Source organism: Microbacterium enclense (assembly GCF_001456955.1).
GTDB lineage: Bacteria > Actinomycetota > Actinomycetes > Actinomycetales > Microbacteriaceae > Microbacterium > Microbacterium enclense.
This window is the reverse complement of record NZ_KQ758468.1, coordinates 164244-188325: the sequence shown is the minus strand read 5'-3', so window position 1 is coordinate 188325 and position 24082 is coordinate 164244. Positions and strand designations below refer to the sequence as shown.

The 24082-nt window shown below is 71.4% G+C and carries 21 protein-coding genes and 1 tRNA gene; 10 read left to right on the top strand and 12 right to left on the bottom strand.

The features are described 5' to 3' along the window. The first annotated feature begins 12 nt into the window (after nucleotides 1-12). The 3 genes from AS029_RS04260 (at nucleotide 13) to AS029_RS04250 (ending at nucleotide 2569) form a co-directional block, all read left to right on the top strand. Nucleotides 13-1626 carry an amidohydrolase gene (locus tag AS029_RS04260; RefSeq protein WP_058231358.1) on the top strand — a complete coding sequence of 538 codons (1614 nt, stop codon included), beginning with the start codon at nucleotides 13-15 and terminating at the stop codon, nucleotides 1624-1626. A 51-nt stretch (nucleotides 1627-1677) separates the two neighbouring features. Beyond that, nucleotides 1678-1759: transfer RNA gene (locus AS029_RS04255), tRNA-Leu, on the top strand. A 60-nt stretch (nucleotides 1760-1819) separates the two neighbouring features. After that, nucleotides 1820-2569 (top strand): DedA family protein, encoded by a 750-nt coding sequence (locus tag AS029_RS04250; RefSeq protein WP_058231645.1) that lies wholly within the window; start codon nucleotides 1820-1822, stop codon nucleotides 2567-2569. A 104-nt stretch (nucleotides 2570-2673) separates the two neighbouring features. Here AS029_RS04250 and ku read toward each other — a convergent pair whose 3' ends face one another. Beyond that, nucleotides 2674-3525, bottom strand: coding sequence for a non-homologous end joining protein Ku (gene ku, locus AS029_RS04245; protein WP_058231357.1), 852 nt, complete (start codon nucleotides 3523-3525; stop codon nucleotides 2674-2676). 182 nt (nucleotides 3526-3707) lie between these two features. On the opposite strand from ku, the gene AS029_RS04240 reads away from it, so the two are divergent. Beyond that, complete coding sequence (locus AS029_RS04240) at nucleotides 3708-6269, top strand: ATP-dependent DNA ligase (protein WP_058231356.1); 2562 nt, start codon at nucleotides 3708-3710, stop codon at nucleotides 6267-6269. Nucleotides 6270-6558: 289 nt separating this feature from the next. On the opposite strand, the gene AS029_RS04235 is transcribed toward AS029_RS04240, so the two are convergent. The 5 genes from AS029_RS04235 to murI all read right to left on the bottom strand — a co-directional run bounded on the left by AS029_RS04235 (nucleotide 6559) and on the right by murI (nucleotide 10587). After that, nucleotides 6559-7476 carry a cation diffusion facilitator family transporter gene (locus tag AS029_RS04235; RefSeq protein WP_058231355.1) on the bottom strand — a complete coding sequence of 306 codons (918 nt, stop codon included), beginning with the start codon at nucleotides 7474-7476 and terminating at the stop codon, nucleotides 6559-6561. A gap of 96 nt (nucleotides 7477-7572) precedes the next feature. Then, the gene (locus tag AS029_RS04230) at nucleotides 7573-8382 is read right to left on the bottom strand and encodes a glycosyltransferase family 2 protein (RefSeq protein ID WP_058231354.1); all 810 of its coding nucleotides are present in this window, start codon (nucleotides 8380-8382) and stop codon (nucleotides 7573-7575) included. A 26-nt stretch (nucleotides 8383-8408) separates the two neighbouring features. Further along, entirely contained in the window at nucleotides 8409-9005 is a 597-nt protein-coding gene (rdgB, locus tag AS029_RS04225; RefSeq protein ID WP_058231353.1) for an RdgB/HAM1 family non-canonical purine NTP pyrophosphatase, read from the bottom strand. A gap of 1 nt (nucleotide 9006) precedes the next feature. After that, entirely contained in the window at nucleotides 9007-9732 is a 726-nt protein-coding gene (gene rph / locus AS029_RS04220) for a ribonuclease PH (protein ID WP_058231352.1), read from the bottom strand. Nucleotides 9733-9768: 36 nt separating this feature from the next. Continuing rightward, the gene (gene murI, locus AS029_RS04215) at nucleotides 9769-10587 is read right to left on the bottom strand and encodes a glutamate racemase (protein ID WP_058231351.1); all 819 of its coding nucleotides are present in this window, start codon (nucleotides 10585-10587) and stop codon (nucleotides 9769-9771) included. A gap of 220 nt (nucleotides 10588-10807) precedes the next feature. On the opposite strand from murI, the gene AS029_RS04210 reads away from it, so the two are divergent. Continuing rightward, nucleotides 10808-12133, top strand: a complete 1326-nt coding sequence (locus AS029_RS04210) for a nicotinate phosphoribosyltransferase (protein WP_058231350.1) — start codon at nucleotides 10808-10810, stop codon at nucleotides 12131-12133. Nucleotides 12134-12234: 101 nt separating this feature from the next. Here the strand turns inward: AS029_RS04210 and AS029_RS04205 are convergent, their stop codons facing one another. Genes AS029_RS04205 through AS029_RS16825 form a run of 3 tightly spaced genes read right to left on the bottom strand, consistent with a single transcriptional unit; the run spans nucleotide 12235 to nucleotide 15979 of the window. Beyond that, nucleotides 12235-12501: a DUF3039 domain-containing protein gene (locus AS029_RS04205; RefSeq protein WP_058231349.1), complete on the bottom strand. Its 267-nt coding sequence runs from the start codon at nucleotides 12499-12501 to the stop codon at nucleotides 12235-12237. Nucleotides 12502-12551: 50 nt separating this feature from the next. Then, nucleotides 12552-14078: a hypothetical protein gene (locus AS029_RS04200; RefSeq protein WP_175456629.1), complete on the bottom strand. Its 1527-nt coding sequence runs from the start codon at nucleotides 14076-14078 to the stop codon at nucleotides 12552-12554. A gap of 11 nt (nucleotides 14079-14089) precedes the next feature. Beyond that, entirely contained in the window at nucleotides 14090-15979 is a 1890-nt protein-coding gene (locus AS029_RS16825) for an ABC transporter ATP-binding protein (protein WP_228375877.1), read from the bottom strand. A 620-nt stretch (nucleotides 15980-16599) separates the two neighbouring features. Between AS029_RS16825 and AS029_RS04190 the strand changes: the two genes are divergently transcribed. Next, nucleotides 16600-17535: a hypothetical protein gene (locus tag AS029_RS04190; RefSeq protein WP_058231347.1), complete on the top strand. Its 936-nt coding sequence runs from the start codon at nucleotides 16600-16602 to the stop codon at nucleotides 17533-17535. Between the two features lie 71 nt (nucleotides 17536-17606). Continuing rightward, nucleotides 17607-18947, top strand: a complete 1341-nt coding sequence (locus tag AS029_RS04185; protein ID WP_058231346.1) for a maltokinase N-terminal cap-like domain-containing protein — start codon at nucleotides 17607-17609, stop codon at nucleotides 18945-18947. Nucleotides 18948-19046: 99 nt separating this feature from the next. Here AS029_RS04185 and AS029_RS04180 read toward each other — a convergent pair whose 3' ends face one another. Beyond that, nucleotides 19047-20591 (bottom strand): S1C family serine protease, encoded by a 1545-nt coding sequence (locus AS029_RS04180; protein WP_058231345.1) that lies wholly within the window; start codon nucleotides 20589-20591, stop codon nucleotides 19047-19049. Nucleotides 20592-20739: 148 nt separating this feature from the next. Between AS029_RS04180 and AS029_RS04175 the strand changes: the two genes are divergently transcribed. The 3 genes from AS029_RS04175 to AS029_RS04165 all read left to right on the top strand — a co-directional run bounded on the left by AS029_RS04175 (nucleotide 20740) and on the right by AS029_RS04165 (nucleotide 22703). After that, entirely contained in the window at nucleotides 20740-21945 is a 1206-nt protein-coding gene (locus tag AS029_RS04175) for an aminotransferase class I/II-fold pyridoxal phosphate-dependent enzyme (RefSeq protein WP_058231344.1), read from the top strand. Nucleotides 21946-22067: 122 nt separating this feature from the next. Further along, nucleotides 22068-22373 (top strand): Pepco domain-containing protein, encoded by a 306-nt coding sequence (locus AS029_RS04170; protein ID WP_058231343.1) that lies wholly within the window; start codon nucleotides 22068-22070, stop codon nucleotides 22371-22373. A gap of 102 nt (nucleotides 22374-22475) precedes the next feature. Further along, the gene (locus tag AS029_RS04165; RefSeq protein ID WP_058231342.1) at nucleotides 22476-22703 is read left to right on the top strand and encodes a hypothetical protein; all 228 of its coding nucleotides are present in this window, start codon (nucleotides 22476-22478) and stop codon (nucleotides 22701-22703) included. Nucleotides 22704-22730: 27 nt separating this feature from the next. Here the strand turns inward: AS029_RS04165 and AS029_RS04160 are convergent, their stop codons facing one another. Both AS029_RS04160 and AS029_RS04155 read right to left on the bottom strand, forming a co-directional pair. Continuing rightward, nucleotides 22731-23537 (bottom strand): carbon-nitrogen hydrolase family protein, encoded by an 807-nt coding sequence (locus tag AS029_RS04160; RefSeq protein ID WP_058231341.1) that lies wholly within the window; start codon nucleotides 23535-23537, stop codon nucleotides 22731-22733. Further along, nucleotides 23534-24031, bottom strand: a complete 498-nt coding sequence (locus AS029_RS04155; RefSeq protein WP_228375876.1) for a DUF6328 family protein — start codon at nucleotides 24029-24031, stop codon at nucleotides 23534-23536. The genes AS029_RS04160 and AS029_RS04155 overlap by 4 nt, the downstream gene beginning before the upstream one ends. Between the last annotated feature and the right edge of the window lie 51 nt (nucleotides 24032-24082).

The window sequence follows — 24082 nt, the reverse complement described above, 5'->3', positions numbered from 1 at the left end:
CACACTGGGGCGGTGAGCGCTCTGATCATCGGCAACGCGGTCGTCTTCTCGGACGGACGGGTACAGGATGCCGACACCATCGGCATCCGCGACGGGATCGTCGTCGCGGTCGGGACTCTGGCGTCGGTCCAGGATGCCGTGGGTACGGGCGCGGACGACCTCGACGCCCGCGGGGGTCTCGTCACCCCGGGCTTCGTCGACGCGCACGTGCACCTCGGCGTCGGAGCCATGGACGCGCTGCGCTGCGACCTGTCGGGCGCGGCCTCGCTCGTGGAGATCGACGCGCGCGTGCGGGCCTTCGCCGCGGACTCCCCCGCGCCGTGGGTCGTCGGCGGCGGGTGGGATCCGACGCTGTTCCCGGCTTCGGGGCCGCAGGCGACGCACCTCGACGCCCTCGTGCCCGACCGGCCCGCCCTGCTGCTCGACGCCGATCACCACGGCGCGTGGGCCAACTCGGCGGCGCTGGCGGCGGCGGGGCTCGACGCCTCGACGCCCGACCCCGCCGACGGGCGCATCGAGAGAGATACCGACGGCCGCCCGAGCGGCGCCCTGCGGGAGGGGGCGATGCAGCTCGTCGCCCGGCTGCTGCCCTCACCGGCCACGGAAGACGTCGCCCGCGGCATCCTGCGCTTGTCGCGCGACCTGCTCGGCGCGGGGGTCACCGGTTGGCAGGAGGCGGCGCTCGGCGCCTACGGCGGGTTCCCCGACTTCACCGACGCCTACCTCCACCTTCTTCGCCAGGGCTCCCTGCGCGGACGCGCGACCGGGGCGATCTGGGTGCCGCGCGATCTGACCCCCGACGGTGTCGACGCCTTCGTCGCACACGCCGTCGGGCGCGCACGGGCCAACGCCGCGGCGGGCCTGCCGAGCGCCACCGCCAAACTCATGCTCGACGGGATCGTCGAGACCCGCACCGCTCATCTGCTCGAGCCCTACGTCGGAAGCGAGGAGCGCGGGCTGTCGTACTTCTCGCCCGCGCTCGTGCAGCGGCTGGTGCCGGCGCTGAACGCCGCGGGGATCGCCGTGCACGTGCACGCCATCGGCGATGCGGCGGTGCGCGACGCGCTCGACGGCTTCGCCCGGGTGCCCCCGGCGGACCGACAGCGGGTGCGCAATCACATCGCGCACATCCAGCTCATCCACCCCGACGACGTCGCCCGCTTCGCCGCGCTCGAGGTGACCGCGAACGCCCAGCCGTTCTGGGCCTGCGCGACGGCGCTCACCCGCCAGGCGACGCTGCCGACAATCGGCGACGACCGCGCCGACGAGCTCTACGTCTTCGGCTCGCTGCACCGCGCGGGTGCGCGCCTGGCGATGGGCTCCGACTGGCCCGTGTCGAGCTTCGACCCGTGGCAGGGCGTGCACGTCGCCGTAACGCGCCGGCCACCCACCGAACCGGATGCCACGCCCCTCGGTGACGGCGAAGCCCTCGATCTCGCAGCCTCGATCGACGCCTACACGCGCGGCTCGGCCCATCTGCTCGGGCTCCCCGGCGGGGCGATCACCCCCGGCCGCGCGGCCGACCTCGCGATCGCCGACCGCGATCCGTTCACGGGTCACCCCGCCGGCATCCACGAGACCCGCAACGTCGCGACGATAGTCGCGGGTGAGGTGGTGGGCGGTTGACGGCGGCTTCACATCGGGGAAACGCGGCTCCCGTTTAGACTGAACCCACTCGCGGGAGTGGTGAAATCGGCAGACACGCAGGATTTAGGTTCCTGTGCCTTCGGGCGTGGGGGTTCAAGTCCCCCCTTCCGCACGGGTGATCCGCCTCACCGGCACCGCACCTGCACCGATTCTCCGACCCGACGGGACCGATGTGATCCACACCAACGCCGCCCTGCTCCCGTGGCTCGACCCCGCGACGATCATCACGAACTCGCAGCCGTGGGCTCTGCTGGTGGTCTGCTTCATCATCTTCGCCGAGACGGGTCTGCTGATCGGGTTCCTGCTGCCCGGTGACACGCTGCTGATCATGGCGGGCCTGCTGTCGCACTCGACGCCGGCGGCTCCCAACGGTGTGTTCGGCATCAACGCGTGGTGGGTGGCGCTCGCCATCGGCGTCGCCGCGTTCGTCGGCGGCGAGGTCGGTTACTTCATCGGCCACAAAGCCGGTCCCTCGATCTTCGAGCGCAAAGAGTCGGGCATCTTCAGCAAGAAGAACGTCGAGCGCACGAACGCGTTCTTCGAGCGGTTCGGCGGGCTCACCGTCATCCTCGCCCGCTTCGTGCCGGTGGTGCGCACCTTCGCCCCCATCGCGGCCGGCGTCGGGCACATGCCGTGGCGCAAGTACACGCTCTACAACTTCATCGGCGCGGTCATCTGGGGCATCGGCCTCACGATGCTCGGGTACGCGGTGGGCTACATCCCGTTCATCCGCGACATCGTGACCGAGTACATCGACGTCATCCTGCTCGCCGCCGTCGCCGGCACCGCGCTGTTCATCGCGATCCACTACTTCCGCGAGCGCGCCGCCGCCAAGCGCGAAGGGGCCGTGACGCCCGCCGAGGCCGAGGCCCTGACCCTCGACCCGAAGACCCTCGAAGACGGCGACCAGCCCACACGCTGAGTCCCGCCGCCTCGACGACTCGGCCTGCTGCTGGCCGAGGCGCGTCCGATCATCCGCCGCTCGGGCATACAGCTGCTGCCGTCACCCGGCGGCGAGCGCCGCGATCACGAGGCCTTCGAGCTCTTCTTCTTGGCGGGTGCTTTCTTCGCGGGGGCGTCCTTCTCGGCACGCGCGGCACGTGAGCGCTCGACGCTCGCTCGGAGCGCCTCCATCAGGTCGATGACCTCGCCGCCGTCGTCGTCCTCGGCCTTGCCGAAGGTGGCATCCGTATCGAGGGCATCGCCCTGTTCGAGCTTGGCGTCGATCAGGGTGCGCAGTTCTGCCTGGTACTCGTCGGTGAACTCCTCGGGGTCGAAGTCCTTCGAGAAGCTGTCGACGAGCGACGCCGACATCTCGAGCTCCTTCGCCGAGATGCGTACGCTCTCGTCCAGCGCCGGGAACGCCGCTTCGCGCACCTCGTCGGCCCACAGCAGCGTCTGCAGCACCAACACGTCACCGCGCACGCGCAGGGCCGCGAGCCGCGTCTTCTGCCGCAGCGAGAACCGCACGATCGCGGTGCGGTCGGTCTGCTCCAGCGTCTTGCGCAGCAGCACGTACGCCTTCGGCGACGACGAGTCGGGCTCGAGGTAGTACGCCTTGTCGAGGGTCAGCAGGTCGACCTGGTCGCTCGGCACGAACTCCACGACCTCGATCTCGCGGCTTCGTTCGCTCGGCAGCGACGCGAGGTCGTCCTTGGTCAGCACGACGGTCTGCTCGCCGTCGTCGTACGCCTTGTCGATGTCGCTGTAGGGCACGACCTCGCCGTCGATCTCGCAGATGCGCTGGTACCGGATGCGCCCGCCGTCGGCGTTGTGCACCTGATGCAGCGAGACGTCGTGGTCTTCGGTGGCCGAGTACACCTTCACGGGCACGTTGACGAGGCCGAACGTCAGGGCGCCCTTCCAGATCGATCGCATGGGTCCAGTGAACACCGTCGGACGGGTGGATGCCGAGACCCTTGCGTCGTTCACGGCCCCCGGTCCCTTCGACGAACTCAGGGACCTCCCACCCAGGTGGCCGAGCCCGCCGAATCCACCGCGACCCACCGCACACGCAACCCCCTCGGCATCCGGAACCGCCCCGGCTCTACGCTGGGGCGATGGTGGAGCAGACGGTGCAGATCGGCGGTCGCCGGCTGCGCCTCTCGAACCTCGACAAGGTGCTCTACCCCGAGACGGGCACCACCAAGGGCGAGGTCATCGACTACTACTCGCGCATCGCCCCGCGCCTGCTCCCCCACGTCGCCGACCGCCCCGGCACGCGCAAACGCTGGCCCGACGGCGTCGGCACCGACACCGCCCCCACCGAGCCGTTCTTCGCGAAGGCCCTCGAGCCGGGTGCGCCCGCGTGGGTCAGGCGCTTTCCGATCGACCACTCCTCGGGCGCAAAAGATTACCCGCTCGTCGACGATCTGCCGACCCTCGTCTACCTCGCGCAGGTCGCGAGCCTCGAGGTTCACGTGCCGCAGTGGCGCTTCTCGCCGGACGGCGCGCGGCAGAACCCCGACAGGCTCGTGCTCGACCTCGATCCCGGCCCGGGTGTCGGTCTCGCCGAATGCGCCGAGGTCGCCCGCTGGGCGCGGGCCATCCTGCAGGACATGGGCCTCGACCCCCTGCCGGTGACGAGCGGGAGCAAGGGCATCCACCTTTACGCGCACCTCGACGGCCGTCCCACGAGCGACGCGGCAAGCGCCATCGCGAAAGAACTCGCGCGCGCGATCGAGGCCGACCACCCCGACCTCGTCGTCAGCCAGATGTCGAAAGCCGCACGTCCCGGCAAGGTGTTCATCGACTGGAGCCAGAACAACGGGTCGAAGACGACGATCGCGCCCTATTCGCTGCGCGGGCGGGCCCAGCCGACGGTCGCCGCACCCCGCACGTGGGACGAACTCGACGATCCCGACCTGCGCCATCTGCTGTTCACCGAGGTGCTGGAGCGCTCCGGCGACCCGCTCGCGCCGGTCGAGCGCGACACCGGTCCGCTGCGCGCGTACATCTCCAAGCGCACCGCCGGACGCACGCCCGAGCCCGTGCCAGAGGCCCCCCACGGCGAGGCCGCGCCCGACGGTCTGCCGCGCTTCGTCATCCAGGAGCACCACGCCTCGCGCCTGCACTGGGACCTGCGACTCGAACACGACGGCGTCCTCGTGAGTTGGGCGGTTCCGAAGGGCGTGCCGCCGACCACCGCGAAGAACAGCCTCGCCGTCATGACCGAGGACCACCCGATGCAATACCTCGACTTCGCCGGAGAGATCCCCCGCGGCGAGTACGGCGCCGGCATCATGACCGTCTGGGACACCGGCACCTACGAGCTCGAGAAGTGGCGCGACGACGAGGTGATCGCCACCCTGCAGGGTCGCGCCGACGGCCCGCTCGGTCGAGTTCGCGTCGCCCTCATCCGCACCGAGGGTCGTGGGGAGAAGTCGCAGTGGCTGCTGCACCGGATGAAGACGGATGCCGAGGGCCGGCCGCAGAGCGACGGCGAGCCCGTGGTGCCCCGGGATCACGGCGCGACCGGAGCAGCCCCCGCGCGCACCGCGGCCTCGGCCGATTCCCGTGCCTCGGCATCGTCGCGCACGCCCGCCAACCCGTCCACTTCCCCGCCGAGCGGCACCGCGCCCCGCACCTCTGCCGCGTCGGACCCGGCATCCGCTCCCGCCGACACTGGGTCGGCCGCGGAACCCACCGTCGCCGAGCTGCGGCCCATGCTCGCCACGTCGGCGACAGCGGGGATCGCCCGCGCCGCCGCGGAACGCTGGGGCGGCCCGCCGTGGGTGGAGATGAAGTGGGACGGCATCCGGGGTCTGGGCATCTGGGACGGCAGCCGCCTGCGCCTGCGCTCGCGCAACGGCAATGACCTGACCGCCGCCTATCCCGAGCTGACGAGCGTCGACCTGGGTCTCGGCTCCCGCCCGGCGGTGTTCGACGGCGAGATCGTCGCACTCGACCTGCAGGGACGCCCGAGCTTCCCGCTCCTGCAGAAGCGCATGAACCTGGTTCAACCCCGCGAGATCGAGCGAGAGAGAACGCGCACCCCCGTGCACCTCTACCTTTTCGACGTGCTCTCGGCGAGCGGGCGAGACGTGGCATCCCTGCCCCTGTCGGAACGCCGCGCGCTGCTCGAGCAGCTTGCCGGCGACGCGGTCGGTGCGATCGTCGTTCCGCCGGTCTTCGACGATGTGGATGCCGCGGTGTCGACGAGCGACCGCTTCGGCCTCGAGGGCGTCGTCGTGAAAGACCCCGGCTCGGCCTACCGACGAGGCGAGCGGTCGGAACGGTGGCTCAAGGTCAAGCACTCGCGCACGCAGGAGGTCGTGATCGGCGGCGTACGGCCCGGCAAGGGCAATCGGGCGGGCACCATCGGCTCGCTGCTCGTGGGGGTGCCCGACGCCGACGGGCTCCGGTATGCCGGACGCGTCGGCTCCGGCTTCGGCGAGCAGACGCTGATGCGCCTGACCGAGATGCTCGCCCCACTGGGCAGCGACGTCGATCCGTTCGTCGGCGTGCCCGCCGCCGATGCGCGCGACGCGCTGTGGGTGCGGCCGGAGCTCGTCGCCGAGGTGGAGTTCGCGGAGTTCACACCCGGCGGCATCCTGCGGCAGGCGCGGTGGCGGGGGCTGCGGCCCGACAAGGACCCGGACGACGTCGCGCGGGAGAGCTGAGCCGGGTCCGGAGCGCTGGGCCTATCGTCGGCACCGCGACACGCGACTCGCACGCGAGGTGGCTGAGCTTGTCGAAGCCACCGTCACCCGCCCGGACCCTTCAACAGGCTCAGGGCCCTCCGCCGCCACAAGGTGGCTGAGCTTGTCGAAGCCACCGACACCCACCCGCACCCTTCAACAGGCTCAGAGCCCTCCGACGCCACAAAGGTGGCTGAGCCCGTCGAAGCCACCGACACCCACCCGCACCCTCCAACAGGCTCAGGGCCCTCCGACGCGACCCTGCGGGACGTCACGCGTGCCGGGAGTCGTGCTCCACGTGCCCGGCGGGCTCGAGCTGGAACGTCGAGTGCTCGACGTCGAAGTGGTCGCTGAGGCATTCCTGCAGCGACGAGAGGATGCGGGCAGCCCGGCCGTCGGTCAGGGCCGCGTCGTCGACGATGACGTGCGCGCTGAACACCGGCGCTCCGCGCGTGAGCTGCCACACGTGCACGTCGTGCACGTCGACGACGCCGTCGGCCCCGCGCAGGTGCTCGCGGATCTCGGCGACGTGCACGCCGACCGGCGCCGACTCCGTCAGCACGACGACGACCTCGCGCAGCAGACCAATCGCCCGCGGCACGATGAGCACGGCGATGAAGAGCGAGGCGATGGCATCCGCCTGAGCGAAACCGGTCGTGACGATGACGATCGCGGCGACGATCACCGCCGCCGACCCGATGAGGTCGCCGAGCACCTCGAGGTAGGCGCCGCGCACGTTGATGCTGCGTTTCTGCGCACGGCCGAGCAGCCACATCGACACGGCGTTCGCGATCATGCCGACGGTGGCGACGATGAGCATCAACCCGCCCTGGACATCGGCCTCGGCGGGTGCGAGCAGGCGCTGCACCGCCTCGACACCCACCCAGGTGCACAGCACGATCAGGATGACGCCGTTCGCGAGCGCCCCGAGCACCTCGGCCCGCTGGTAGCCGAACGTGCGGCGGTCGTCGGCGGGCCGCGAGGCGATCGAGGTCGCGACCAGGGCGACGACGAGCGCCGCCGCGTCGGTGAACATGTGCGCCGCATCGGCGAGCAGGGCGAGCGAGCCCGACAGCACCGCCCCGACGATCTGCACGACCATGACCGTCGCGGTCAGCGCGAGGGCCGTCGTGAGCAGGCGCCGATGGCTGGCATCGCGGATGCCACCTGACGGCGCGTGATCGTGCATGGTTTCAGGCTAGAACCGACCACCGACATCGCGCCCATCACGCCGCTAGTCGGGAATGAGAACCGCTGTCGCGCCCCGCGCCACGCCGGAGCGCGGTCAGCCGCGCAGCGCCCGCACCCGCGCCTGCACCCGCCGATGCACGTGCAGCGCCGGGTAGACGCCGAGGAACACCGCCATCGGCGCGCGCAGCCGCACATCGCGGATGTCGTGCGCCGCGTAGGTGTTCTCGAAACGGTCGACGTACCGGCGGAAGTCGCGCGGGCGATCGTCGAGGCGGCGCGCCGACATGCCGGCGACCATGTCGGAGCAGTAGCCGATGCGGTGACCGCCGAGGGCGAGATGGATCGCGATGTCGAGGTCTTCGTGCATGACGTCGGCCTCGTCGTCGCAGAGGAACTCCCGCACGTCGCGCCAGGCGCTCGCGCGCACGGCCATGTTGCTGCCGAAGAGGAAGACGAAGTCCCCCGCGAGCTTCACCTGCAACCGCCGCAACCGGTCGTCGATCTGCTGCCCGATCGCCCGCAGGGGGAGGTCGTAGTACTCGACCGGGCCGGAGACGGCATCCATCGATCCCGTCGCGAACGCGTGCGACACCTGAGCCACCCAGTCGGGCTTGAGCACGGTGTCGGCGTCGATGCGTCCGAGGACGTCGCCCGTGGCGGCATCCATCCCGAGGTTGCGGGTCGGCACGAGGCCCTGGCGCGCATCTTGGCGCAGCAGCCGGATGCCGGCGGCCGGGTTCTCGTCGATGACACGCTGCACCACCTCGCGCGTGCCGTCGGTCGAGAGGTTGTCGACCACGAGCACCTCGGCCGCGGGGACGCTCTGCCGCACGATCGCCCGCAGGCACCGCTCGATGACCGCCTCTTCGTTGTAGGCGGGAACAACGATCGACACCGTGGGCATTGCGGTCACCTCACGGGTCTACACGCTCAGAGTGACGTGAGAAGGGGCGCGAGCTGAACGAATGCCCGGGCGCGGTGCGACTCGGCGTTCTTCTCGTCAGCCGTCCATTCGCCCACCGTGCGCTCGGCATTCGCGGGCTGGCCGTCGGGTATGAAGATGGGGTCATACCCGAAGCCACCCGGTCCGGCCGGCGCGTTCGCCAGGCGTCCGGGCCAGCGGCCCTCCACCGTCTGCTCGCTGCCGTCGGAACGAACGAGGGCGATCACCGACACGAACTGCGCCGTGCGGTGCGGGTCGGCGACGTCAGCGAGCTGGTCGAGCAGCAGCTCGAGATTGGCCGTCGCGTCCTTCTTGTGCCCGGCCCAGTAGGCCGAGAACACCCCGGGAGAGCCACCGAGCACGTCGACGGCCACGCCGGAGTCGTCGGCCAAGGCCGGGAGTCCCGTGTGCGCGGCCGCGGCACGCGCCTTGATGAGGGCGTTCGCCGCGAACGTCACCCCGTCTTCGACCGGCTCGGGGCCGTCGTACGCCACGACCTCGAGGTCGGGACGCACCGCCGCGACGATCGCCTGGAACTCCTCGACCTTGTGCGGGTTGTGCGTGGCGAGCACGACGCGCGCCATGTCAGCCCTCGAGCGCGGCGGTCTGGATGCCACGCAGTTCGGCGCAACCGTTCACGCCCAGCTCGAGCAGCTGGTCGAGCTCGCGCTTGTCGAACGGCGCCCCCTCGGCGGTGCCCTGCACCTCGACGAAGAGCCCCCGGCCGGTGACGACGACGTTCATGTCGGTCTCGGCGCGCACATCCTCCACGTACGCGAGGTCGAGCATCGGCTCGCCGTCGATGATGCCGACCGAGACCGCGGCGACCGAGTCGCGCAGCACCTCGGCGCGCTGGCCGATGAACTTCTTCTCGCGGCCCCAGGCGATGGCATCCGCCAGGGCGACGTACGCGCCCGTGATGGCCGCGGTGCGCGTGCCGCCGTCGGCCTGCAGCACGTCGCAGTCGATGACGATCGTGTTCTCACCGAGCGCTTTGGTGTCGACGACGGCGCGGAGCGCGCGGCCGATCAGCCGCGAGATCTCGTGCGTGCGACCGCCGACCTTGCCCTTGATGCTCTCGCGGTCGTTGCGGCTGTTGGTCGCGCGCGGCAGCATCGCGTACTCCGCGGTGACCCACCCCTTGCCCTTGCCGGTGAGCCAGCGCGGCACGCCGTTGGTGAACGACGCGGTGCACAGCACCTTCGTGCCGCCGAACGTGATGAGCGCGGAGCCCTCGGCGTGCGCCGACCAGCCGCGCTCGATCGTGACGGGGCGGAGTTGATCGGTGGTGCGACCGTCTTTGCGGGTCATGGGTCCTCCAGAGGAACGGGAAACGGATGCCACGCCTCAGCGCGGCAGGTCGATGGCGCCGGTCTGCACGAGCTGCACCTCGCGCACCTCGCGGCCCATGAGGCGGTTGGCGAGGTTCACGAAGTCGTCGGCCGACGAGCCGGTGGCTTCGTAGCGGTGTCTCGGGGTGGCATCCGGACTCGCCAGCAGATCGCGCGAGACGAGCTGGCGGAAGACGTCTTTGGCCGTCTCGCTGTCGCTCGAGACGAGGCTGACGTCGGGACCCATCACGTAGCTGATCGCCCCCTCGAGGAACGGGTAGTGCGTGCACCCGAGCACGAGGGTGTCGACGCCGGCGTGGCGGAGGGGCGCCAGGTACTGCTCGGCCGTGGCGAGCACCTCGGGCGAATCGGTGACGCCGGCCTCGACGAACTCGACGAAGCGCGGGCACGCCTCGGCGAAGACGGTGAGGCGTTCGTTGACCTCGAGCATGTCTTGATAGGCGCGCGAGCCGATCGTGCCGACCGTTCCGATGACGCCGATGCGGCCGTTGCGGGTCGTCGACATCGCGGTGCGCACGGCGGGGCCGATGACCTCGACGACCGGGACGTCGTAGCGCTCCCGGGCGTCGCGGAGCATCGCGGCCGAGGCGGTGTTGCAGGCGATCACGAGCATCTTCACGCCCTGGTCGACGAGGGTGTCGAGCACTTCGAGCGCGTACCGGCGCACGTCGGCGATGGGCTTCGGACCGTAGGGCGAGCGGGCGGTGTCGCCGATATAGAGGATCGACTCGCGCGGCAGCTGCTGCGACACGGCCCGGGCGACGGTGAGACCGCCGACTCCCGAGTCGAAGATCCCGATCGGCGCGTCATCCATAGGGGCCCAGCCTATCGGGCGGGGTGCGGGTGCACCGGGCGCGGGTCGGGGCGTCGCGAGGGCGCGAGCCAAACTCCGGAGGGAATGCGCGACTCGGGCTCCTCCGGCGCCTTCGGCCCGGGTTCGCGCCGGAAACTCCGGAGTTCGGAACGGCGAGGGGCGGGTGTCAACCGCCGGGGCGCACGCGAGCGCGCCGCGGATGCCGCAATAGGCTGACGCCATGACCCGCAGCACGGCCCTGCACACCGACCGCTACGAACTCACGATGCTCGACGCGGCGCTTCGCGACGGCACCGCCTCACGCCGCTGCGTGTTCGAGGTGTTCGGGCGCCGGCTGTCGGGCGGGCGCCGGTTCGGCGTCGTCGCGGGCACGGGCCGGCTGCTCGAGGCCATCCGCGACTTCCGTTTCGGCGACGACGAACTGCGCTTCCTGCGCGACAACCGCATCGTGGATGCCGCGACCCTCGACTTCCTCGCCGGATACCGCTTCACCGGGTCGGTGACCGGCTATCGCGAGGGCGAGGTGTACTTCCCCGGCTCGCCGCTGCTCACCATCGAGGGCACCTTCGCCGAGGCGGTGCTGCTGGAGACGGTAGCCCTCAGCATCCTGAACTACGACAGCGCCGTCGCCACGGCCGCCGCCCGCATGAGCGTGGCCGCCGGCGACCGTCCCCTCGCCGAGATGGGCTCCCGCCGGGCGAGCGAAGAGGCCGCGGTCGCCGCAGCACGCGCCGCCTACGTCGCCGGTTTCTCGGCGACGAGCAATCTGGAGGCCGGCCGCCGGTGGGGTGTGCCCACGATGGGCACGGCCGCGCACGCCTGGACGCTGCTGCACGACACCGAAGAAGACGCGTTCCGCTCGCAGATCGACGCCCTCGGCAGCGGCACCACGCTGCTCGTCGACACGTACGACATCGCCGAAGGCGTGCGCACGGCCGTCCGTGTGGCGGGAACCGAACTCGGCGGTGTGCGCATCGACTCCGGCGATCTGCCGATCGTCGCGGGCGAGGTGCGGGCGCTCCTCGACGAGCTCGGGGCGACCGGCACCCGCATCACCGTGACCAGCGACCTCGACGAGTACGCGCTCGCTGCGCTGGCGGCCTCCCCCGTCGACTCGTACGGCGTCGGCACGTCGGTCGCGACCGGCTCGGGCGTGCCGACCGCGGGCCTCGTGTTCAAGCTCGTCGCGCGCGAAGCCGTCGACGGGTCGTGGGTGGCCGTGGCGAAGGCGTCGACCCAGAAGGCCTCGCACGGAGGCCGCAAGGCCGCGTTCCGCACGCTCGACGCGGGCACCGCGACGGCGGAGGTCATCGTCGTCAGCGACGGGTTCGAGGAGCTGTCGACGGCCGCCGAGCATCCCGACGCCCGCGCCCTGCAGACGACCTTGATGGCGGACGGGGAGGCGGATGCCGCTGCCCTCGGCGCCGCCGGCGTACAGGCCGCGAGGGCTCACCACGCCCGCGTGCGCGAGGAACTGCCGGTGCGCGCCCTCGCGCTCAGCAAGGCCGACCCGGCGCTGCCGACCGAGTACCGCGAGGCACGCTGACGGCCCACCGCGCGAGTCGCCAAGAACTGTCGCTTCAGACGCACTGCAGCGACAATTTCTGGCGACTCACGCGAGATGCAGTCGGGGCCGCGCGGGGAAGATCAGCTGACGAGCGACTCGTAGATCTCTTTGCACTGCGGGCAGACCGGGAACTTCTCGGGGTCGCGCCCCGGCGTCCACTTCTTGCCGCATAGCGCGCGCACGGGCTTGCCGGTGATCGCGGACTCGAGGATCTTGTCTTTCTTCACGTAGTGCGAGAAGCGCTCATGGTCGCCGGGCTCGATGTTCTCTTCGCGGATGAGCTCCTCGAGCTCACGATCCAGGGTCGCGAGACCCCCGCTGTCGGGACTGTCGAGAGGCGTGCTCATGGAGAGCCAGTGTAGCCGCGGACCGCGCCCGACGGTCGGGTCATCGGGTTTCAGGTCGCCTCGGCGAACTCCATCAGGCGCGTCGCGCGGCGTTCGTAGACGACGGCTCCGAGGCCGATCCCCACGACGAGTACGAACGCGCCGGCCCCGACACCGACCCACAGCGCGAGCACGGAATCGATGGTGGCGCCGCCGATGGCCTGCCAAGTGAGCCAACCGGCCGGAAGCGCGGTGAGCATCGCACCGAGCATCACGAGGCCCTGTGCGACCACCCCGCCGGAGCCGGTGCGCTGCGGTTGCTGGAACGGGCTGTCACCGGGGCGTGAGACGGCGTACGGCGCCAGCACCGACGAGATGCTCGACAGTCCGAGACCGCCGAGGAAGAGCGCGGCGCAGACGCCCACCATCGCGGGGAAGACGGCCCACCGGCCGTGGGCGACGATGGCGAGAGGAAGGCTGACGGCCAGGATCGGGATGCCGATGAGCAGCACGGGCACGAGACGCCCGACGCGGTCGGGGATGCCGCGCACGCCGCTGGCGATGTGCATCCACAGGGCCGTCGAGTCGTAGGCCAGGTCGTTGTGCGGCAACCAGCCGAAGAAAAGGGCCATGATCGGCACCGGCAGCAGCACGGCGAGCTCGAACGGCACGCCCGCGACCAGCAGAGGCACGGTCGACACGACGGCGGCGATCGGTACGATCACGACGTTGACGATGTAGCGACGGTCGCGCAGCCAGTACGACAGGCTTCGCGCCGCGACCGCTCCCCCGGGCGTGCCCGGCAGCAGAGCGAACCACCCGAGACCGCCCCGCTCGCGCACGGCCGCGGGGCGGCGGGTCGTGGTGAGCAGCACCCGCACCAGCGCGAACCATGCCAGGACCAGCACCGCCATCGTGGCGAGAGCCACGACGAGACTTCCCACCGCGGCGCCGGCGGTGGGCGCGAGACCGATGGCCCAGGCGGCGCCGATCGGCGTCCACGAGAGGATCTCGGCCGCCGAGGCCAGCTGGGTGGGCACCGCGCCGCGCCATTCGAGCGAGCCGAGGAAGACCCCGATCGGCACCACGACGACGAGGACGGCGATGAGGTACACGCTCACGAGCTCTCGCGACTGGCGGGGCCGCTGAACGAGCGCCCCGAGCGCCATGCTGACGCGCGCGAACAGCACGCACGTCGTCAGGCCCAGGACGACGGATGCCACGCTCGCCACCGCCGACGCCCCCTGCGCGCCCCAGGCCACGGCGAGGCTCACGCCGAGGGTGAGCGTCACGAGCACGGGCACGCTGAGGAAGCCGGCGAGGATCAGCGCTCCGGCGAGGGGACGCGGTTCGGGGCCGATCACGGCGAAGCGTCGCGGGTCGAGGGGGTCGATCGAGGCCGTCACGGGCGGGCCGATCGCGAATCCGAGGGTCACGGCGGAGCCGGCGAGCACGCTCACCACCGCCGTCGTGAGCCGATCGGCGTCCGCGAGGCCCGCGGCGCTCATCGCCGCGACGACGGTGGCCGCGACGAGCAGCACCACGCCGATCACCCGCCGGATCACGTCGCGCCGGTCGCCGCGGAGGGCGCCCAGCATCATCGCCAGTCTCAGGCGGAGAACGTGTGCAACCACTCGAGGCCCTCCACGTCGCCCAGTCCGCCCGACAGCTCGCGGAAACGCTCCTCCAGCGTGCCCTCGCCGCGCACCTCGTCGACGGTGCCTTCGGCGAGCACCTGTCCTGACACGATGACCGCGACGCGCGAGCAGACCCGCTCTACGAGTTCCATGCCGTGGCTCGACAGGATCACGGTGCCGCCGTGCTCGACGTAGGTGCGGAGGATGTCGAGGATGACGCCGCTGGAGACGGGGTCGACGGCCTCGAAGGGCTCATCGAGCACGAGCAGCCGGGGCGAGTGGATCATCGCGCCCGCGAGCATGACCTTCTTCGTCATACCCGCCGAGTAGTCGGACACCGGCCGCGCGAGCGCATCGACGAGGTCGAAGGCGCGAGCCAGATCGGCCATACGGCTCTCGACGAGACCGCTCGGAAGACCGCGCAGCGCGCCGTAGTACGAAAGCAGCTGGCGCCCGGTCAGGCGGTCGAACGTGCGCAGACGATCGGGCAGCACGCCGATGAGCTTTTTCGCCTCGCGCGCCCGCTTCGTGGCGTCGACACCGTTGATGGTGACTTCGCCGGCGTCGGCCCGGAGCAGCCCCGCGATGATCGACAGTGTCGTGGTCTTGCCAGCGCCGTTGGGTCCTACCAGACCGTAGAACGAGCCGGCGGGAACGGTCAGGTCGATCGCGTCGACGGCGCGCAGATCACCGAAGGTCTTCGTGATGTGCCGCAGAGTGAGCACCGGTATCGCAGCGTCGGCGTCTGCGGCCGCGTCGGGATTGGCGTCGGCGTCCCCCTCGGGAGAGACGGAAGCGGGAGCGGGGAGCACGGCCGTCGTCTCTGAAGCGTCTGACGCGTCCGACTCGTCGAGCGCCGCGGTCGTGTCGATTCCGGCTGCGTCGGCCTCCACGGCCTCGACGACTGCTGCGTGGGCCTCCACGACCTCGTTGTCTGCTGCGTCGCCCTCGGCGGCTGCCGGCTCGGTCGCGTCTGCGTCCACTGTCTCGGCGAGCGACACCTCCGCGGGGGCGGTGTCGTCGGCACGTGCGTCCGGCCGAGTGGAGTCAAGCGGGTCGACGAGCGAGACACCGGCAACCGCCGCATCTTCCTCCGCAGCGTCCGTGACCGGTGCGTCCTCCGTCGGGGCCGGGTCGTCGGCCCGCACATCGGGCGGAGTCGGATCTTGCGTGTCGTCGGCGGACGACGAGTCGACCTCGCCCTCGTCCGCTCGCTCGGCGATCGTTCCAGTGCCCGGTTCGACAGCACTGCCGTCGAAGCGGTCGACCTCGAGCGGCGTTTCGACGACCACCTCGACCTCGGCGGCGCGGGGCTCGGCCGATTCCGACTCCGAGGCGACACCGGAGGGCGTCTCGGGATGGTCGACCGAGGCCTCGGGGCCAAAAGTCACCGGCTCCTCGACCGCGACGTCAGCGGGCGTGAGATCTCCGAGTGAGGCGTCGGGGCCGGAGGTCACCGGCTCCTCGACCGCGACGTCGGCGGGCGTGACGTCTTCGACCGTGTGGTCATCGGTGCTGCTTCGCGAGCCGACGGTACCCGGCACCGGCAGCGGCGGACGCGGCGGGATGACGATGTCTTCGAAAGCCGTTGCCGACGCCGCCGTGCTCGATGCCGGCACGGCATCCGCCTCGCTCGCGGTCGTCGGCCCCTCGTCGGTGACCGCCGAATCGGACATCGTCGGCGCCTGCGGAGACTCCGGACCCGCGACGTTCTGCGGGGCGGTCGGCGTCTCGACGTCATCGATCGGGGCGGCAGCGACGGCACCGGCCGCCGTCTCCGACCCCGCGGAATCGCGAGCCGGCGCCTCGATCCCCGCAACCGTCTGCAGCTCTGTCGGCGTCTCGACACCATCGATCGACACGGCCCCGGCAGTGCCGGTGCCCGTCGCCGACCCGGCGGAACCACGAGGCGTCGCGGGCTTCTTCGCCGCGGACGAGCGAGGCGTGGCCGGCTTCTTGGCCGCCGCGGCGGTCTTCTTCGCCGCCGGGGTACGCTCACCAGCCGCCGGAGTACGGCCGCCAGCCGCCGGGGTACGCCCACCAGCCGCCGGGGTACGCCCACCAGCCGCCGGCGTACGGCCGCCGCCCGCCGTCGCACGCGCCGTGCTGGCCGTACGCGGAGACCGGGGGGCGCGCGGCTTGGGTGCCGGCGTGCCCGTCGCCTCCGCAACGTCGCCGGAGTCCGACGCATCGTCGCCCTTCGCACGCGCGGGCGGACGCTTCGCCGCCGTGCTGCGCGGAGCGCGCGGCTTCGGCGCTGGGGCGACCGCGGGTTCGGCGCTCGCCGCGACGCCCTCGGTCTCGGAGGAGGACGATTCGGGGAGTTCCGGCAGCGACGCTGTCATCGCACCAAACTATCAACCCCCTCCGACACCGCCCGCCTCTTGCCGATGCGCGCGGACCGTGCGAGGCCGCCCCGACGGTCCGCCTGCGACCCGTCAATCCACGGCCCGCGCCGAGGTGCCCGGGAGAAGATGTCGTCATGGCTGAGAAGGTGCACCGCATCCACTCCCTTCCGAACGACGCGCCCTGGACGGGCGGACTCCCGCCGGTCGGGTCCGAGGAGCATCCCCGCGCGATCCGCATGCTCGACCGCGTGCTCTCGGTGCAGCGCCCCGTCGTGCTTGCGCACCTGCGCAGCGTCCGTCTCCGGCATCCGGATGCCACGGTCGACGAGCTCCTGAAGATCCTCGAGCGTCGTTACCTCGCGGCGGTGACCACCGGAGGAGCCGCGGTGGGAGCCACCGCCGTCGTACCGGGCATCGGCACCGGCGTCACGCTCGCGTTGAGCGGGGTTGAGACCGTCGGCTTCCTCGAGGCGACCGCCCTCTTCGCGCAGTCGGTGGCCGAGGTGCACGGCGTCGCCGTCGAAGACCCCGACCGCGGGCGCGCCCTCGTGCTCGCGCTCATGCTAGGCAAAGAAGGCGTCGATCTCGTGTCGCAGCTCGCCGCGCAGGCCGCCGGTCGCGGCACGACCCGCTCCGGATACTGGGGCGAGCTCATCACGAAGACGTTGCCGCGCGCCGCAGTCGGGCCCCTCGTCGATCGGTTGAAGACCTCGTTCGTGCGGCAGTTCGCCACCCGCGGCGGCGCATCGTGGCTCGGCAAGGCGCTGCCCTTCGGCGTGGGTGCCGTCGTCGGGGGTACGGGCAATCACATCCTCGGCCGCCGCGTGCTGGTCAACGCCCGACGGGCGTTCGGTGCACCCCCGCTCACCCTCCCCGCCGATCTGGAGCCGCGCCCCGGCAGCGCACCGGTCGAGCGCAGCGCCGCCGACGGCGTGCGCCGGGCCTTCGGCGAGGCCGGGCGCCTCACGGGGTCGGTGGTCCGCAAAGCCCTCCCCCACCGGCGCACGCGCGACAGCGACGGGTCCCGCGAGAGCGGCGACGGTCACGGCGGCGCGCCCTCAGCATCCTGACTCTCTCTCATCGAGACGGCCCCGCGCGCAAGTCCCGCGCGATCGTCATGCGGGCGCGTTAGCCTCGCGGCATGGGCGACCTCCTCGATCTCCTCGCTGTCTGGATGCCGCGTCAGCGGTGGTACGGCACAAAGGGCCGCGACCCGCGTCTGACCGTCGTGGCCGACTGGCCGCTCGACGACGATGCCCGTCTGCTGCTCGTACGCGACGAAGCGGTGCAACCCGCCATCGTGTACCAGGTGCCGATCGTGCAGCGGCCCGAGGGGTCGGTGCCGCCCGGCAGCCTGATCGGCGCGTGCGGCGAGGGTCACGTGTGGGCGGATGCCACGACCGACGCCGGCTTCACCGATCAGCTCTACGCCTGGATCACCGAGGGCGGCGCGGTCGGGACGCCGGAGGACGGCTTCGTCGGCTTCACGCTCGCCCGACCGGCGGGCAAGACCCCGGCTCCGCGGGCGGTCGCGAGGGTGCTGAGCGGTGAGCAGTCGAATACGTCGCTCATCTTCCGCCCCGATGAGGGCGCCGACGGTGTGCCCGTCATCTGCAAGCTGTTCCGGCAGGTGAACCCCGGGATCAACCCCGACGTGGAGCTGCAGTCGGCGCTGGCCGCCGGTGGCGCGCAGTTCGTCCCCGCCGCGATCGGCGAGGTTCGGGGGGCGTGGATCACGCCCGAGGGCGTGCCGGTGAGCGGCTCGCTCGCCTTCGCCCAGGAGTTCTTCGAGGGTGTCGAGGACGCCTGGCGGGTCGCGCTCGACGCGGCCGCGGCGGGCGACGATTTCGCCGCACGCGCTCACGCGCTCGGCGCCAGCGTCGCCGGCATGCACGTCGCCCTGGCCGCGCAGTTCCCCACGCGCGATCCAGATGCCGACGACCGCGCGGCCGTCGTCGGCGCGTGGGATCGCCGGCTCGCCATCGCCCTCGCCGAGGTGCCGGCGCTCGCTCCCTACGCCGATCGCATCCGCGAGGTGTACGCCACCGCTGCCGCCGCGCCCTGGCCGGCGCTGCAGCGCGTGCACGGCGACCTGCATCTCGGGCAGGTGCTGCACACGCCGAGCAACGGCTGGGTGCTGCTCGACTTCGAGGGCGAACCCCTGCGTCCGATCGAGGAGCGACTGATGCCCGACGTGGCAGTGCGCGACGTCGCTGGCATGCTGCGCTCGTTCGACTACGTCTCGGGTGCCGTCGCTGACGACGACGGCGACGCCGTGCGCGCGTGGGTCATCGCGGCGCAGCAGGCGTTCCTCGCCGGCTACGCCGAGACCGCGGGCGCGCAGCGCACCGACGACGACCCGCTGCTCGCGGCCTTCGAGCTCGACAAGGCTGTGTACGAGGCGATTTACGAGACGCGCAACCGTCCGGACTGGATCGGCATCCCGCTCGCCGCGATCGGCCGTCTCGCGCCTCTGGACTGACCCCGTTCGCGAACGTGCCCGGCGCCGAGCCAGGCCCGCACACGCGAAGACGCCACCCCGCGATCCTGCGGGGTGGCGTCTTCGTCGTGAAGCGCGGGATCAGCTGGCGGGCATCGATCCCAGCGTGACCTCGGCGGTCTTCTGCTGACCGCCGCGCAGGTAGGTGACCTCGGCCTTCGCGCCCGCGGCGAGCGCGCGCACCTGGGCGGTGAGGTCGATGGAGTTCGTCACGGGGATGCCGTTGAACTCGGTGATGACGTCGCCCTTCGTCAGGCCCGCGGCCTGCGCGGCGCCGCCGCTGACGGCCTCGGCCACGAGAGCGCCGGTGGTGGTCGCACCCTGCTGGGCTGCGGCATCCTGAACCGACGCACCCAGCAGACCGTGCGTGGCGGAGCCGTTCTCGATGATCTCCGACGAGATGCGCTTGGCGATGTCGGAGGGGATCGAGAAGCCGACGCCGATGTTGCCCGACTGCCCGCCCGATGACGATCCGCCCGCGCTCGCGATGGCGACGTTGATGCCGATGAGCTTGCCCTGGTCGTCGACCAACGCGCCGCCGGAGTTGCCGGGGTTGATGGCGGCGTCGGTCTGGATGACGGCGATCTTGATGGTCTGGCTCGCCGACTGCGACTGCTGGCCCTGACCGAAGTCGAAGCGGAAGGGGCTCTCCTGCCCCGGCTCCTGCTGCTGCTCGTCGGAACCGTCGCTGGGGGCGGCCGATGAGGCGACCTGGATCGACCGGTTGAGCGCGCTGACGATACCCGTGGTGACCGTGTTCGGCAGGTCGAGCGGCGCACCCACGGCGACGGTGGCGTCGCCGACGTTGAGCTTCGACGAGTCGGCGAACTCGATGGGGGTCAGACCCGTCGCGTTCTGCAGCTTGATGACGGCGAGGTCGTAGGTGGGGTCGGTGCCGACGACGGTCGCGGCGTACACCTTGCCGTCGGAGGTCGTGACCGAGATCTTGGCGTTGCCGGTCTGCCCGTCGAGGGTGACGACGTGCGTGTTGGTGAGCACGTACCCGTCGTCGTTCAGCACGACGCCCGATCCGGTGCCGCCGCCCTGGGTGCCGGTGGCGCTGATGGTGACGACGCTCGGCACCACCTTCGAGGCGACCGCGGCGGTGGCGTTGACGTTCTGCGGGTCGTTGACGGTGATCGCGGTCGGGCCCGACACGCTCGACGCGTTCTCGCCGCCCCACAGGCTCAGACCCGCGTAGGTGCCGCCGAGGCCCGCTCCCCCACCGACGAGGGCCGCGGCCACGAGCAGCGCGGCGATGCGCGGTGCCGAGCTCTTCTTGCGGGGAGGGGTGGATGCCGACTCGGGCATCACGAGCGTGGGGTGTGCGCTCGTGGCGCCCGGGCCGAACGCCTGACCGCTGGGGGCGCTGGCGCCGGAGGGGGCGGAGGCGTACGCACCGTGGGTCGAGGGGCGGGGCTGCGGCGCGGCGGTGCCGGCGGCGGGCGGAGGCCAGGCGGCGGCGGCCGCGGCGGGCGAGCGCGTCGGCATCGGCGGCACGTCGGAACGCGGGGTCGAGGCGGGCGGCGTCTGCGCGGCCGGCGTGATGTTCTCGTGCTGCGGCGAAGGCTCGACGCGGTCGCTACGGTCGTTACCCTCGGGACGGTTGTCCGTGGTGTCGCTCATGGGATGCTCCTTCTTCCAGGCGCTTCTACGATGACCACGGTTGCTGTGGGTCACCTATGACAGAAGTGAGCCGCCTCTATGGGTCTAGCAGCAACGCACCGCGAAGCATTCCCCCTTGCCCTCGCGACACGTGCGGCATGCTGGGTGCATGCACCAGCTTCCCGGCGCTTGGCAGCGCGCGGCCCGCGGCGCGGGACTGCTCGCCCCTGACGGCACCTCCGTTCCCACGATCTTCGCCGAGATGAGCGCGCTCGCCGCCTCGACCGGCGCGCTGAACCTCGGTCAGGGCTTCCCCGACGAAGACGGTCCCGAGCCGGTTCTCGAGGCGGCTCGGGATGCCATCGCCCGCGGCGTCAACCAGTACGCACCCGGACGCGGCTTCCCCGACCTGCTGTCGGCCGTCGCCGAGCACCAGAAGCGCTTCTACGGCATCGAGCTCGACCCGCAGCGCGAGGTGCTGATCACGGTCGGCGCGACCGAGGCGCTGGCGGCGACGCTGCTCGCCCTCATCGACTCCCCCGACGACGAGGTCGTCGTCTTCGAGCCCCACTACGACTCCTACGCCGCGTGCGTCGCGCTGTCGGGCGCGAAGCTGGTGCCGGTGCCCCTGCGGTGGCCCGACTTCCAACCCGACCTCGAGCAGTTGGCATCCGCGGTCACCGATCGCACGCGCGTGATTCTCGTGAACGATCCGCACAATCCGACCGGCAGCGTGTTCTCGCGCGAGGTGCTCGACGAGGTGGTGCGTCTGGCCCACCGGCACGACGCGATCATCGTCACCGACGAGGTGTACGAGCACCTCGTCTTCGACGGCCCGCACGTGGCGATCGCCACACTGCCGGACGCGGCCGAGCGCACGCTGTCGATCTCGTCGGCGGGCAAGACGTTCTCACTCACCGGCTGGAAGACCGGATGGGTGACCGGCCCCGCCGACCTCGTCACCGCCGTGCTGGCCGTCAAGCAGTTCCTCACGTACGTGGGGGGCTCGCCGTTCCAGCCCGCGATCGCGGTGGGACTCCGCCTGCCCGAGGCGTTCTTCGCGTCGGTCGCATCGGAGATGGCCGCCAAGGCCGCCCTGCTGGGCACGGGGCTGCGTGCAGCCGGATTCGACGTGTCATCCCCAGGGGGGTCGTACTTCACGGTGGTGGATGCCGCTCCGCTCGGCGCCACCGACGCCGACGCGTTCTGCCGCGAGCTGCCCGCCCGCGCCGGAGTGGTCGGCATCCCGCTCACCGCCTTCGTCTCGCCCGCTCATCGCGCGCAGTACGCCACGCTGGTGCGCTTCGCGGCGTGCAAGCGCGTCGACGTGCTCGCCGAAGCCGCCCAGCGCCTCGCCGCGATGACGCCCGCCTGAGCCGCTGTTGAAAGGCGCGCACCGAGGTGGCTGAGCCCGTCGAAGCCACCGCACTCCGCACCGCAGCCCCAGGCGGCTGATCCCCTCGAAGTCATCGCACCCCACGACCGAAGGAGCCTCGCATGACCGACGACTGGACCGTGCAGATCCTCGTTCCCTCCGCCGAAGCCGGCGCCGGTGCGCCCGGTCTCCGCGACCGCGGCGGACGCGTCGTCGACGCCAGCGTCGAGACCCTGCGCGAGAACTGGCGCGAGACCGTGCAGAAGCTCATCGAGATCGGTGACGGGGTGCAGGATGCCGGGTCCGACTGGGGCGTGTCGGAGATCGAGGTGGGTCTCACCCTCAGCGCGAAGGGCCAGCTGCTCTTCATCGCGGAGGCGGGCGCCGAGGCGTCGGTCAAGATCACCCTGACGCGCCGTCGCCCCTGAGGCGCCCGCGCCGCGAGGATGCGGCCCGTTACATCAGCGTGATACTTTCGGCGCGGATCCCCCGAATCCGCCCGGCGTTCCGCCGCCGACCGAATGGGAAACATGTCTCGCCGACGTTTCGACCCTGCCGTTCGCCCTGCCCGCATTCTCGAGCTGTACGGCACAGATCTGCGCTGGACCGACGCCGAACGCGGCCTACGTCTCGACGCCGACACGGCGTCGCGTCTGCACGACGAGGGCTACACCATGGTGACGATCCGTACCGGCCCGTGGCGTACCGAGCGTGTGTCGCTCATCCGTTGGGCGCAGAGGGACTCCGCCGGACGCTGACCGGGTGACCCGCCCTGCGACGGCGCCTCAGCGCGGGGTCACGCGGAAGCGCCGCAGCTGCAGAGCAGGGTTGACGCGGCGCACGCGAGCGATGGCATCCGGATCGATGTGCGCGACGACGACATCGGTCGCGGTTCCGATCTGCGCGACCGTCACCCCCTGAGGGTCGATGACCATCGAATGCCCGACGCCGAGGGGCGGCGGGTGGTCGGCCGCGGCGACGAAGAACGTGTTCTCGATCGCGCGCGCCTGCAGCAGCGTGCGCCAGTGGTGCTCTTTGAGGGCGCCGCGCACCCACTCCGCGGGCACGAGGGCCACGTCGACACCCGCGTCGGCCAGCGTGCGCGCGACCTCGGGAAAGCGCAGGTCGTAGCAGGTCATCAGCCCGAAGCGCAGACCGCCCGCCTCGAACGTCTGCGGCGGGGCGATCTCGCCGGGTTCGACCCAGTCGGACTCCCTCTGGCCGAAGGCGTCGTACAGGTGCAGTTTGCGGTAGACCGATCGGATGCCCTCGGCGCCCACCGCGACGACCGCATTGCGCACTCGGCGGCCGTCATCGGCCTTCTCGAGCAGGCCCGCCACGATGACCATGTCGAGCTCGCCTGCGAGCTCGGTGAGCGCGCGCACGAACGGCCCGTCGAGATCTTCGGCGTTCTCGGCGAGCGTGTCGTCGAACGGGTCGACGAAGTAGCTCGAGTATTCCGGGAACACCGCCACACGGGCGCCGCGGGCAGCGGCGGTGCGGGCGGCAGCGGCGATGTCGACGAGGTTGTCGGCGCGGGAGGCGACGGGTGCGAACTGCGCGACGGCGATGCCGACGGTGTCATGACTCATCGAGAGCTCCTCCTGCCGCGGCGCCGGACGAACAGCGGCACCACGATCCACAGTACGAGGATGATGACGCCCAGCACGACACCGGCCGTCACGGCCGCCCCCAGACTTACCACGACGTCGAACACGAAGACGACGACGCCGACCAGGAGCAACGAGACCAGTGCCAGCGCTCCCCGCAAGGCCTCGTGCGCCACGCGAACGAGCTCGGGCTTCACCTGGCGACCGAAGACCGCGCGGTGCAGCGCCACGGGCGCCAGGGCGACCACGGCGCTCAGGGCGGAGAGCCCGATGAGCGTCAGATACAGCACACGCTGGCCACCGTCGAGGTCGGCGAACGAGGGCTGGAACGCCAGCGCGAGCAAGAAGCCGGTGAGGATCTGCGTGCCCGTCTGCAGCACGCGCAGTTCTTGCAGAATCTCGTTCCAGTTGCGATCGGCACGTTGCGCCGGCGTCTCGGGTCGTCCGTCATCGAGATCGTCGAAGGTGTTGCTCACCGGGATATTCTCTCGCGACACTCCCGGGCGGTGCGCCCGGATTTGCCATGT